At 63.1% G+C, this 13477-nt stretch carries 8 protein-coding genes; 1 reads left to right on the forward strand and 7 read right to left on the reverse strand.

The features are described 5' to 3' along the window. The first annotated feature begins 622 nt into the window (after nt 1-622). Nucleotides 623-2623 (forward strand): RNA polymerase sigma factor RpoD, encoded by a 2001-nt coding sequence (gene rpoD / locus VFE81_RS15760; RefSeq protein WP_325045488.1) that lies wholly within the window; start codon nt 623-625, stop codon nt 2621-2623. Between the two features lie 231 nt (nt 2624-2854). Here rpoD and VFE81_RS15765 read toward each other — a convergent pair whose 3' ends face one another. The 7 genes from VFE81_RS15765 to VFE81_RS15795 all read right to left on the reverse strand — a co-directional run. Next, complete coding sequence (locus VFE81_RS15765) at nt 2855-3235, reverse strand: hypothetical protein (RefSeq protein WP_325045489.1); 381 nt, start codon at nt 3233-3235, stop codon at nt 2855-2857. A 426-nt stretch (nt 3236-3661) separates the two neighbouring features. After that, nucleotides 3662-4459: a YfaP family protein gene (locus VFE81_RS15770; protein WP_325045490.1), complete on the reverse strand. Its 798-nt coding sequence runs from the start codon at nt 4457-4459 to the stop codon at nt 3662-3664. A gap of 22 nt (nt 4460-4481) precedes the next feature. Beyond that, entirely contained in the window at nt 4482-5267 is a 786-nt protein-coding gene (locus VFE81_RS15775) for a YfaP family protein (protein WP_325045494.1), read from the reverse strand. A gap of 197 nt (nt 5268-5464) precedes the next feature. Further along, nucleotides 5465-7108, reverse strand: a complete 1644-nt coding sequence (locus tag VFE81_RS15780) for a DUF2300 domain-containing protein (protein WP_414695603.1) — start codon at nt 7106-7108, stop codon at nt 5465-5467. Between the two features lie 302 nt (nt 7109-7410). Further along, nucleotides 7411-12198, reverse strand: a complete 4788-nt coding sequence (locus VFE81_RS15785) for an alpha-2-macroglobulin (RefSeq protein WP_325045492.1) — start codon at nt 12196-12198, stop codon at nt 7411-7413. Beyond that, on the reverse strand, nt 12195-12971 hold the full coding sequence (locus VFE81_RS15790; protein WP_414695604.1) for a DUF1175 domain-containing protein: 777 nt from the start codon (nt 12969-12971) through the stop codon (nt 12195-12197). The genes VFE81_RS15785 and VFE81_RS15790 overlap by 4 nt, the downstream gene beginning before the upstream one ends. Nucleotides 12972-12995: 24 nt before the next feature. Then, on the reverse strand, nt 12996-13477 hold a 482-nt coding region (locus tag VFE81_RS15795; protein WP_325045493.1), incomplete at its 5' end, for a DUF2138 family protein.

Here is a 13477-nt window from a genome sequence, read left to right on the forward strand (position 1 = left end):
CACACTTATCGGCTGTTAATTTTTAAAGATCGAGTCCGCATCCACCACCAAAACCGCACCGCTGTCGCCAACCTCACAACCACCCGGCACCGCTTCGTTCTGCGTCGCTGCATCTGCAGCAGAGAAACGAGATTATGGAGATCAACCGGGAGGTCGTCAACCCCCTTTGGTGAATTTTCTTTGGGGCAAGAGCGAATCAACGCCAGAACTTGCGTCCTGCTATAGCGCCCCTATATATAGCCAGGCGGCAGAACGCAAGCACGCCGTGTGAGGGCGCGTGAGTTCATCTATAGTAGGAGGCTTGTCGCCAGGCGCGACGAATGGCCGGCACGCCGTTCGTAACGAGCACCCGTCCATGACCAGCGGGGCGCACGGAGCCTGCGACAAGAGCGCACGATGAAATGGTGCGCCCACAATGAGCGCGAAGGCGCAAGGTCGTATATAATGCGAGCCGCACGAATTTCGCACTTTCTATCGGCCCGCTTCGCGCGGGCTCATCTTTTTTGCTCCCCAGAGCACAGCCAAACAACCGCGTTGAGTCACTCAGGTGATGTTGAGCCATGCTCGAAACGCCTGACGGTAGCGTCTTGCGTCTCATAGCGAAGCCTCTAGAGGAGAATACGTGAACCCTTTTGATCGCGAAGATTCGCAACACGAAACTGCCGGCTACACCGCCAAGGCCCCCGCTGGCCGTACGGCCAAGGGCAAAGGCGCCGGCAAAGCGATCCCCGTTGCGGCTGAACTTCCGCCGCAACAAGCCGAAGAACGCCAGCGCCAGATGCGCGCGCTGATCCAGCTGGGCAAGGAGCAGGGCTACCTGACCCACGCGCAGATCAACGACCACCTGCCCGACAACTTCGCGCAGACGGCGGCTATCGACAGCATCGTCAGCGCCTTCAATGACATGGGCGTGGCGGTCTACGAGCAGGCTCCGGATGCGGAAACCCTGCTGCTCAACTCGAACGCTCCCGCCGTGGTGTCGGACGACCAGGCAGACGAGGAAACCGAAGTCGCCTTGTCGACCGTCGATTCCGAGTTTGGCCGTACGACCGACCCCGTGCGCATGTACATGCGCGAAATGGGCGCAACCGAGCTGCTGACCCGCGCGGGCGAAATCGCGATTGCAAAGCGCATCGAAGACGGTCTTCACGAAATGGTGCAGGCGATTGCCGCTTGCCCGCTCGCGATCTCCGCCATTCTGGCAAGCGCCCAACAGGTCGCGGACGGCGAATTGCGCATCGACGAGCTGGTCGACGGTCTGAATGAAGACACGGTCGCCGCGGAAGAAGCCAACGCGAGCGCGGACGCCGCGGCGGACGTTGATGCCGACGCGACCGACGACGACAGCGATAGCGAAGACGACGATGACGACGGCCCGGCCGATTCCTCGGCAGCGGACGAAGCACGTCTGAAGCAGCTCACGAACGACTGCCTCGAAATCTTCACCCAGGTCGGCATCCTGTCCGACCAGATGAACGCCTCGCACACGCGCGGCGACGTCAGCTCGAAGGCTTACCTGCGCGCTCGCGAAGAGGTCCAGCAGCACCTCGCCAAGATCCGCTTCACGGCACGCACCATCGACCGTCTGTGTGGCGACGTGCAACATCAGGTCGCGCAAGTTCGTGCGATCGAGCGTCGCATTCTGCAAATCGTCGTGACGAAGAGCGGCATGCCGCGCGAGCAGTTCATCGAGTCGTTTTCGGGTCATGAAGCCGACCTGGGTTGGACCGAACGTGCCGCGCGCGGTGCGTCGGCGTTCGGCGCGGCGCTGGAGCGCCATCTGCCGGCGATTCAATCGGAACAGCAGAAGCTGATCGACATCGAGGCGACCGTTTCGCTGCCGCTCAAGCATCTGAAAGAGATCAATCGTCAGATGGTCGCGGCCGAGTCGAAGATGCGCAAGGCCAAGAGCGAAATGATCGAGGCGAATCTGCGTCTCGTGATCTCGATCGCGAAGAAATACGTCAACCGCGGCATGCTGTTCCTCGACCTGATCCAGGAAGGCAACATCGGTTTGATGAAGGCGGTGGACAAGTTCGAATACCGCCGCGGCTGGAAGTTTTCGACGTATGCAACGTGGTGGGTTCGCCAGGCGGTGACACGCTCGCTCGCCGATCAGGCGCGCACGATTCGCGTGCCGGTGCACATGATTGAAACGATCAACAAGCTCAACCGCATTTCGCGCGAGATCTTGCAGCAGACCGGTCAGGAAGCCCATCCTTCGGTGCTCGCCGAACGCATGGAACTGTCGGAAGAGAAGGTACGCGGCATTCTGAAAATCGCCAAGCAGCCGGTGTCGATGGAAACGCCGGTCGGCGACGACGGCGACGCCACGCTCGGCGACATGATCGAAGATTCGGCAGCTTCCTCGCCGGCCGATGCAGCGATGCAGGCCGACTTGCGCGCCGCCATCGACGACGCGCTCGACTCGCTGTCGCCGCGCGAAGCGAAGGTGCTGCGTATGCGCTACGGCATCAACACGAAGTCGGACCACACGCTTGAAGAAGTCGGCAAGCAGTTCGACGTCACGCGCGAGCGGATTCGTCAGATCGAAAGCAAGGCAATGCGTAAGCTGATGCATCCGAGCCGCGCAGATCGCTTGAAGTCGTTCCTCGACCGTTAAGCAAACGGGTTGCGCTTGTCGTGTGTCATGCACGGCAAGCGCATGCCGCACACGCTGCTGCGCATCCAGGCGCATTCACACCGCGGTGAGCGTTACCACGTCATACGTTTGATTCCTTGCATGCACCTCGCCCAGATCGGGGAGGCTGTCGTCGAGCCATTCGATCCTGCGCGACGTGTACATGGCCATTGCCGGAATGCGTAGCGCGTCGACCGGTTCGACGGCAACGCTTCAAGCAAGCAAGGAAATGATCCCGCCGATAGTGATGCCCGCTGCCAGCCAACGCCCTGCAGTGTAAAACGCATTCCGCGCTTCCTGCGGCTGATCGGGCCGCTCGAGACCGAGCGTGCCGTATGCAAACGACTTCGCCGCTGACACGTTCCCAGTCGAGGCGCTCTCCCCCGCTGAATCAGCCGAAGCGTCGCTCTGAGCCGTACTCGCGTCCTGTGCAGCCGTCGCGGCGCCCTCGGCGGAGATATGGACAGCAGAGTCCTGTCCGGCTGTTTCAGACAATGCAGTCTGGCTGGCAGTGCCGTCGTCAGCAGATGCGCTTTTCGTCATTGCGCGATCTGGACCCGGCAGTGTTGACGACAACGCACTGTCGATTTGCATCACAACCTCCATTACTTGGCCCAAGGCATGCTCCGCCTGATCCAGAGTCACGGTTCAAACAGGCACGTACATGTGCCTGCAAAATCGCGACTCGACGCACGGCGGGTTACAAGATCTATCGACGCCCGCCAGCCAGATCTTGAGCACCGGTAAGGAAAAGTAAGTGTAATTCCGCGAATCGCATCGTCCGGCTCTCCTCGCCGGAGACCGCACGCGTCAATGTACCAGTGGCGCGCGCAACCGACCTGGCCCGCGTAACTTTCGCCGGTAACGGTCACTTATCCACACAAATTGTTCGCAAGCCTGTGGATATCCTGCGCAAGACTCACACAAGTCGTTGAGCAGGTTGAGATTTCCCCCTCTGCTCGCACCAGGTCGCAAGCGGCGGAACGTGCGGCTTCCGCGGGCAAAATGCACTGCCTTAGGCTAAGGCATCACAAACGTCTTCACGAGCGTCAGCTCGCCCGGCTTACGCATCGGCACGCGAATCGTTTCGCTCTTCTCGTTCGGCGTATTCTCGTTCGTGATGATCGTCACCTGCGCGACGGTGATGTCGCTGCCGCTGTTTCCGTTGCCGTAATAATTCACGTACACCAGATAGGTGCCCTTCAACGGCGCCGCCGACGAGTAGATCTCCGGCCCAAAGCCAGTCGTCACATCCACGTCGAGCGCACCGCCGTTCGGCGCCACGCGGTCGCCATACCAGGTATGCACACCGTCCGGCGAGACGACGTGCAAATCCAGATCGGTCCTGTCGGTGTCCCATGCGAGCACCACGCGCAACTTCGGCTGGGTCTTGCCGCTATATGCGTCGTAAAACTGCACGCGCTTGCGCGAACCATCCGGCGCTCGCAGTTCAACGCTGTTGCTGCCGGACGGAAACGCGTAAGGCCGCGAAAACTTGCCGTCTTCCTCAACGCGCTGCGGCAACGGCGTGCCGTCGACCACGAGCGTGCCCACCGACGTGCCCTTTTTCTTCGGCGCGTTGCGGATTTGCCCCTCGATCAGCGCGAACTTCGACTGCCCTTCCGGCGTCGTGACCGACACCGCCGGGTAATGCACGTCCTGCGTATAGCGCTCGCTGTCGCCGCTGGTGTTGCGCCAGCCGTTCAACGGCGCGCCGAAGTCGATATCGCTCGCGTGCGCCACCGTCGCAGCCTGCAAACAGGCGACGACAAGCACCATCCAGCCAGCCTTCACCCAACCCGTCGTCTTGACCTTCATCGTCACTGCTCCCATCCCGCTGTCAGAGTCGCTCGCTTTTCACGAGCTGCAGGTCGCCGATCTTGCGCAGCGGCACGACCATCGTTTCACGCCGCTCGTTCGGTGTGTTTTCATTGAACACCAGCGTCAACGTCGCGGTAATCACGTCGCGCTCGTGCGCGGCGGCGTCGAAGTTGTAGCCGGTCGAATCGAAGTTGCCCCAGTAGTTCAGAAAGAACAGCCAAGTACCGTGCTCGGGCGCCGCCGACGAAAATATCCCCGGCCCCGCGCCGTCCACCGAATCGACGTCGAAGCCGCTGCCGTCTTCGAGCGTTGGGTTGGCAAAGAACGCATGCAGACCGTCCGGCGTGATCACGTGCAGATCCACCTGCGCTTTCGGATCATCCCACGTGACGATCGCGCGCAGCTTCGCTTGCGGCTTGCTCCGGTCGGCTTCGTAGAACTGCATGCGCTGGCGTTGTTTGCCGTCGGCGGAAATCAGCTCGATGCTGTTCGAACCCGCGCCGAATGCCCACGGACGTGCGAACGCACCCTCGTCATCGGTATAGAGCGGCGTGGGGTTGCCGTTGACGACCAGCGTCGGCGGCTTGCGCGCGTGTTTGTCGATGTGCTTCAGACGCCCTTCGATTAGCGTGCGATAGCGTTGCGCGCCACGGTCGACCGGCGGCCGGGGATACGCCGCGACGAAGTGCTCGCCTTCGTTCGTCAGTCCGCTGTGGCGCCAGCCGCCAAACGCGCCGGTCAGATCGGCGAGCGCACCGCCGCCGCCACTGCCATCCGCGCCGGCAGCTTGCACATTCGTCGCCATACTCGCCGCCAGCGCAGCCGAGATCATGGCGATTGCCATGCGAACTCGAACACCGTGCGTAAGAGGTGGCAAGGTCACTGCCACGCGAACTCGAACGCACTGCATAAGAGGCGCCAAAGCAACGGCCGCAAGAATTCGAACGCGGCGCATCACAGGGAGCGCGTGGAACATGGCGGAAAACGAGCGCGAGGCGGTATTCATTGGATCGGATTGTCGGTACGAATCAGCGTACGCGCGGTCCGTTCGACAAACGCTTCATCGAGGCCACGCGGATGATGCTGGAACGCGAGGTGAATATATTCATGCGCCAACGCAATGCGGTCCTCTTCGGTTTGCAGGCGATACACGTACACGCGATTGCGCTGCGCGTCCGCATAGGGCCGTCCTTCGCGCACCGCGCACACGGCCGGCAGATCGGGCGTCTCATAGCCGGCCGCGCCGTCCATCCGGCGCGCCCACAACGGCGCGTTGCGTTGCAGCCACTGTTGAGCGCCGGCCACCTGGATGCAATCGCCGGACAACGGGCTCTCGAACGACGTCAAGGTCGCTTGCGGCCAGGTGCGAGAGAGAATGGCGTCGAAAGTGAGACCGGTTTGCGCCGACGCCTTCGCGGCAAGCCAACTCATCTGACCAGGCGCCGCCTTGTCGTGGTGATATTGAACCGGCACCCCGGTGAGCACCAGCGCGTCGGTCAGATCGGCTGCACGGCGCGCGGCGGCGGTCGGCACGCGCGGCAGGACGCGCTGCGTGCTGCTGCTGTCATCGATACGGAAACAGCCGTGATCGTGATTGCCGTGCTGCACGACGTAGGACCGCGCCGCCACTGCCAACGCCTTGGCCGCTTCCGGCTGGCTCGTGTCGCCTTCCCGCTCGACCACTCGCGCAACGTAGTCGTTCATGCCGAAGCGGCCGACCACTTGTGGCGTACCTGCGACGTCGCGATCGAGCCGCAGTTCGCCGCGGCTTTCCACACGCGCCCAGTTGCCGTTGACGAAGCCGATCCGGAAATCGCCACGCAACGGACCATCGGTCGCCGCTGCCGGCCCTTTGCCGCCGAGCACCTGGCGAATCGGATAGCGGCTGAAGAAATCGACCAGTACGCACGCATTGTCGTCCGGTACGGTAACTTGCGTGAGCAAGGGCGCGATACGCGGCGCGGCGGCTGCCAGCACGCGCACGCTGCCGCCGGGGCCGCCCAACCACACCGGCGTGCCGTCGGCGAGCCAGCCTGCCGCGCCGCCAATCGAGGTGCCAGGCCGCGCCGGGTCCGGCATCGTCCAGGTTTTGGCGCGTAGCACACTGCCATACAGCGATACGGTGCCCTCACCGCGTCCGCTGGTCAGCACCGACACCAGCGTACTCGCCGCCGCTTCGCGCGGGCGTGCAAGCATCGCCTGCAATGCGGCGAGCAGGTCAGTCACCGGCACACGGCGCGTGGGCGTCATCGCGTGCAGGTCGCGCAGCCAGACGGGCGCATGCGCGGCCGCCCAATACTTGCGCCAATCGGTGGGGTCGAGTTGCAGGCGTGCAGGCTCGAAAAAGCGCCCACACGACTGCACCAGCGCATGTTCGCGGTCGATGTGACCACCCGTCATGCAGCAATACACCTCTTCAGGATCGCCGCCGCTGCAGGTGTAATCCGGCGTGGCGATATTGCGATCGACCAGATAACCGTAGACGAACAGCTTCCACACGCTGCCGAGCGGCGTCTCCAGAGTCGCCGGCAACGGACGCGCGGACTGCGGCGCGAGGCCGTCCGCGGCGCCCCAGGCGTTGAACTGCCAAAGCTGCGATTGGCCATCGCGCAACCAGGCGAAGTGCAGCGTTTGCGACAAGGACACGGCTGACGGCACGGTCGGCAACGTGGTGGGCGTCGATCCTGGCGATAAGCGTGGCGACGACGTTGGCGACGCGTTGAGCGACGAGCTTGACCCCCCAACTGACGACGCGGTTGGCGACGAGCTTGACGACAAAGCCGACGGCACGCCTGGCGCCGACTTTGACGATGCGGTTGACATTGCAGCAGCCACACCCGCACCCGCACCACAAAAAACACACCCCACCCCCACCACGAGCGCAACCCGCAGCGTAGCTGCCAGACGATCGCGCGAGTGTCGAAGAGCGGCGAACATAGCGGTCCAGCCTACTGAATACGCAGGGTCGTCATGCGATCGCTCTTGCCGCCTTCGAACGCCTTGGCGTCCGGCTGATACATGCGGAAGTAGCGAGCGGGCGGCAACGCGAACGTGCCCGGCAACGCAAAGCGCACCAGTTGCCGCAGCGTCACCGGACGATCGAGCAAGGGTACCGGCTGGTGATAAGCCAGCTCACCCATCTCATACGAAGCGGCACGCGCGAACGGCTGCGGACCGCTTACTCCTTCCTTCTCGCCCGGCAAACCGTCGATCGACACGCCCCAGCTGGTCGCCTCGACATCGCCGCCCGGCGGCAGCGGCACGTCGAGCAGACCGTAGTGGTACGCGTTGCCGGAGCGCGGCGTAAGCGTGACTTCGTCGACATACAGCGCATTGCTGTCGATCGCATCCCCCTGCTTTACCCGACGCGCGGTGAACGCCGAGCGACCCAGCTGGCTCGCGGCACCACCCTCCTTCTTCGGATCGGCCTTCACTTCGAGCGGCTCAAGCTTGTAGAAACGACGTTCGACGGTGATGTTCAGACGACTGTCCTCGCTCGTATGGCTGCGGAACGAAATCAACGCGTTCACGTCCGTACGCGCGGCGCCTGCATCGAGCGCGCCCGGCAGTGCCGCCCCCGTCCACTTCCACAGCGGCGTGCCGGTTGGCGTCGAAGCCCGCGTCCAGCCCGCGCCTTGCAGCGACGGCAGCGAACCCGGCGCCGTGTCGCCGCCGAGCGCTTTGCGCACCCACAGCAACGTGAGCGCACGATCGAGCGTCGGATAGTCGGCGCTGCTCTTCGCGAGCAAGGCCGATGCATCGATCGCGGCACCATCGTCCCCACCCGTCATGTAAAGCAGGCTCCGCACGAGCGGCGCGGGATCGGTAGCCAATGCCGCACGCGCGGCGTTCGTCGCGGTATCGAAGCCATCCGGCAGTCGAGCACTCGTGCTGCGCGCCATGTTGGCGATCAACACCGTCGCCATCTGCTTGCCGCGCGGCGAATCGGCTTGCGCAAACACGATGCTGTCCGACGCGCCATACGTGGCGTTACCAGAAACCGCTTTGCCGGTGGCCGCTGCGTCGCTCATCAAATCCGCCGCAACGCCCGAAACCGGCGTTGCGACCGGCAAGCCCATCTGCTGCATGAACCACAGCGCCAGCGCGCGATGCAGCAGCGGTTCTTTCGCACCGGCATCGCGATAGACGTCCATCGCATGCTGCCAGTTGTCGGCGGGCAGCGTAATGCCGAGGCTGCGGCTCGCGAGCCAGTCCGCGTAGTACGCGTAAGCAGTAATCAGCGAACTACCGCCGGTCGTATCGCCCCACCAGCCGAACGTGCCGCCGACACCCGCCAGCATCGCCAGACGTTGCCGCTGATTACGCAACAGTGCTTCGAGCCCTTGCGTGGAACTCACGTTGTCGCCGCGGCCGATGGCCTCGTGTGCAAGCGCCAAAGGAATCAGGCGGCTCGAGGTCTGCTCGGCGCAACCGTACGGATAGTTGATCAGATCGTCGGCGACACGCGCGAATTGGCTCACGGCACTGCCGATGAAACGCACGCTGACGTCCTGCGCATCTAGCGGCAGATTGAGCGGCTTGTTCGAGCCGTCGAGCGCCACCGTGTTCTGATGCAGATCGAGCCAGCCGCTCGCATCGAGTTGGATGGTGGTCTGCAAGCGATCCACGTCCTTACCCGCACGACGCAAGCTCGCGTTGATCACGCCCGCCTTCAACGCACCAGTCGGCAGACGCAAATAGTTGGCACCGCGTTTGAGCGTGACCTTCTGGTTCAACGAGAGACCACCGCCGTCGACCACCCACTCGGCGTCCATATCCGCGTCGGTCTGATTGAAGGCGATCATGTCGACGGCTGGCTGATCGTTGACGCGGAAATGCGAAGGCCCGCTCCACTTGAGATACAGCGCCTTGTCCGAACGCACATACGCAGTGCGTTGACCGACCATGCCGTCCGGCGCAGCCGCGCGCACAGTGACACGCCAGCGGGCCAGCGAGTCCGGCATCTTGAACGTCATGGTGGCGTGACCGTTCGCGTCCGTCTTCAACGTGCCTTCCCACGCGGCCGTGTCCTGATCGTCACGGCGCGGCCGTTCGAGCACCTTCACGCCGCGCTCGTTGTAGTTGGCGCGTTGCGGGCCGCCTGGCGCGCCCTTCAGCGGCGAGCGCGCAAGGTCGTACGTAATGAACGACAGACTCGACGACGTCCGCACGTTGTTACGGCGAGGGTGATAGAAAAAGTCGACGATATTCGGCGCGATTTCCGGCTGCAACACATACACCATTTCATCGACCACGCTCACCGTCAGATTCGCCGCTTCCGGCTTACCGTTCAGCGTACTGTCGAAGTTCAGCGTGACCGTATCGCCCGGACCGTACACCGGCTTGTCGCTCTTCACGTTCAGTTCGATCTGCGGTTGCGCAACCACGATGCCCGCGTTCTGGAACACATATTCGCCGGCATGCACGTACAGCACCGAGAACGTCATGTTCGGCGCGAATGCTTCGCCGACCTTGATGCGCGCCCTCCATTGCGAGGGGGCCACGCGTTGCAGTTGCAGCCAGTCGCCGCCGGCTGTCAGCAAGGCACGGTGTTCGACGTTGTCGCGCTCGAGCGTCAGCAAGGCGTCGTCGACTGGCATCGGGAACGTGATCAGCGCTTCTGCTGTATCACCAATCTTGTACTTGTCGCGATCGAACACGATCTCGACGCTGCCCGGAATCGCCTTCAAACCATCGCCCGCAACCCAATGACTCGCGGCGGCGAGCAGATTGCCGGTGTCGTCCTTGACCGACAGCATGTACGAACCCGGTTCGTCGAATTGCACCGGGAACGACAGCTTGCCGCCCGCCGTTGCGCCTTTGAGTGCGCCTTCGCCGTGCGTCTGCGATTCGAGCCGCGTCCATTCCCACTTGGCCGGCGCATGCGAAGACGGATCGATCGTGCCGAGTGCCTGCAGATCGAAATTGACCGCTTCCTTCGGCTGCGAAAACGACTTGGCTGTGGACAGGCGATAAGGCGTCGCACCGCGCGCGATCAGCACCTCACGCGTCACACGCACCTTGTAGGCCGCGCCGTCCTGCGCGAACAGCGTCAACGCATAACGGCTCGGTTCCTTCGCAGCAGGCAGCGTGAGGCTCGCGTTGCCGTCGCTATCGGTCATGAGTTCCTGCTGTTCCAGCTTGACCGGAAACAGCCCTGCATAGCGCAGTTCACCATCGACGATCGTCACTTTCTGCGCACGCAGCGTGACCGAAATCTTGCTATCGCGCACCGGCTTGCCGTCCGGATAGCGCAACTGGATCTTGCCCTTCAGTTGCTCGCCTGTCGCATAGTCGGCTTTATCCATCGACAGGTTGACGTCGAAATGCGGCTTCACATATTCGGCGACGCGAAATGCGCTGCCGTATACATCGCCGTTGTAATCGAAGCGCAGCGTGTAGCCGCCGGCGGTGGCATCGGCAGGCAGCGTGAAGGACGACTCCGCGCCCGTATCGGAAGCAAAATGCACCTTGCTGGTCGCGACCGGCGAGCCGTTCGGATCGAGTACGTCGAGCTTGATATCGGCGTCGGCAGGCGCGGTAGATTGCGTCGCGTTCTGGAACGTGCGGCCGATGAACTTCACATGCACCGCGTCGCCCGGACGGTACATCGGACGGTCGGTCACCGCGTAGATCTTGGTGTTGTAGATCTCGCTGTCGTAATAGAAATTCTCCGAGACGAACACGCCGCCTTGCGGATCGGTGCCGAGCACGTAACTACGCTCAGGGCTCACGTGTTGCAGCACCAGTGCACCGTCGCTGCCGGTGGCGCCGCTTTGCAGCACGCCTACGCCGTCGGTCCAGCTCACGTCGGTATTCGGCACTGGCTTGCCGTTATCGCGCCGTGTGGTCCACACCAGCATGCCGCTCGACGCCGCTTTCACGACCGCGACCGTGTCCGATACGAACAGCAAGGTATGCGCACGATAGTTGCCGATCACAGCCTCGACGATATACAACCCTGGCGGCAGCTTGCCGACCGGAATCATCACGTTGCCCGAACTCGCTTCGATAAAGTTACTGCTGCTGCCCTCGAGATTCACACCCTTCGGCGGTGCGATCACCTTCGCATCCCAGATCGGATAGCGGAAGCGCGCGACCATGTCATAGCCTTTCAGCGGCGCGAATTGAGAGTTCTGCTGGAATTGCGTCTGCTTGCCGGTCTGCTCACCGAGCTTGAATTGCGGTTCGGCTTCGGTCGCCTTGCTACGCGTCGCGAACGACAGCACGCGTTGCCAGGCACGGCGTGCTTCGGTGAACCAGCGGTCCCACAGATAAGCCAGCGTATTCGCCAGCCCTTCGCCCTGATAGTTCGGCGCGACATTCAGGCGATGCAGATTCTTCTGCGCCTTCAAAAAGTCCAATGGCTTTGGCACGCGATACACGACGATGTCCGCGCCGCCATACGCTTGCAGTGCATCCTTGAAGTCGCGGCCGGGCGCCTCCAACCGCACCTGCGCCAACTGATCGCTACCGAAGCTCGCATCCGAGAGCAGGAAGAACGGCTGCCCGTCGACCTTCTGCGAAGCGAAATTGCTCGACGGCGCCGATTGCAGCGTTGGATTCGCGGCGATGTTGGTATCGGCGGCGGTGCTCGAGGCGTCGTCGTCGGCATGGGCCGCCGGTGCGATGACGAGCGTCATGGCCGCGAAGAGCGCGACCGCAGCGAAGCCCGCGCGACGATGTAAGTTGCCGAGCCAGGCGCGCGACGCAGTGACGAAGTTCATTCGGGTCATGGTGTCAGAAAGTCCAAACGAAATACGCCAACGAAATTCGGATTGCCGTCGAGCGGCTGCCAGCGGGAATCTTTCCATTGCATCAGGTCGGAGACGGCCACGGCGCGCAGACCGGTATCGGTCGGCGTAACGGTGCCTGTGTGATAAGCGATGTAGCGATCCAGCCAGATCATCAGATGCTGGTCGTCGCCCTGGTCGAAGAACAGCAGGTCGCCGGGCAGCGCCTGATTCACGTCCTTCGAAACAAAACGGCTATTGCGTTGAATCAGTGCGATCGCCGATGCGTACGCGCCGGTGGAACCGTCGAGCTGGGTCCAGCGATTCGCTATTCCGCGTTGCGATGCGGACAGTTGCAGTTCGGGCGGCATGCTGCTGGTGTCCGCGAGACTGGTCATGCCGTTGGCGCGCAGCCATTTGCTGTCATGCGGCTTGAGCGTTTCGCCGACGGCAAAGCGCACGAGGCCCGCACAATCGCGTTGGGTCCAGCGCGGCGTCGGGCCGCGGCGCATTTGCTGGTCGACGATGCGCACGAACCAGGCGCGAAACGCGGCGGATTGCTGCGGTGAGAGCGCGTCGGGGTCAGGCGATGCGGTGGTGCTGTTGAGCGCCTTCGCATAGGGCGCAAGGCTAGCCATGACGAGCGCTGACGCGGCGCGTGCAAGCCATGTGCGGCGAGCGGCGGCCGCCGTATCGTACGCGAGGGTAGTTGCATGCGCTGCGGGGTCAGGCTCGGGCGCTTGCGCCGCTACGCGCGCATCCGTCGCGGATGCCACGTCGAAGACGTGAAGGAGGCGCACTTAATCGCCCTCAGTGCCAGGCTGATCCGCAGGCGTGTCGGCCGCGCCTGCGGCATCCGCATCTACACCCGCCTTCGCGCGATCGAACCACCACTCCACCGGCACCCAACCCGTGGAACCGGGCAAGTTCTGCGGCAGCGTCAACGAAACCGGCGGGTAATGTGCGAGCGCATGCAGCTTCGGTACAAGATGCGTGCGCGAGGCATTGCGGAACACCGCTTCCTGATCCGCCGGCAACGCCGCGCCCGCTTCGCGTTCGATCAATGCCGCCGCGGACGAAGGTGTCAGCGTGAGAATCGTGCGCGGCAGACGCTGCGGCGCGAGCGTATCGGCGAGCGCCGGATAGCGCTTGTCGAGCACAGCGAGCGTATCGTCGACGAGACGCGAATCAGGAGAGAAAATCAGATAACCGTGCGCCAGCGCGAGCGTCACCGGGAAATAGCGCTGCGCCGACAATTGCGATGCAAACGACGCCTTGCTGG

This window comes from Paraburkholderia sp. (assembly GCF_035656215.1).
In the GTDB taxonomy this organism is placed as follows: domain Bacteria; phylum Pseudomonadota; class Gammaproteobacteria; order Burkholderiales; family Burkholderiaceae; genus Paraburkholderia.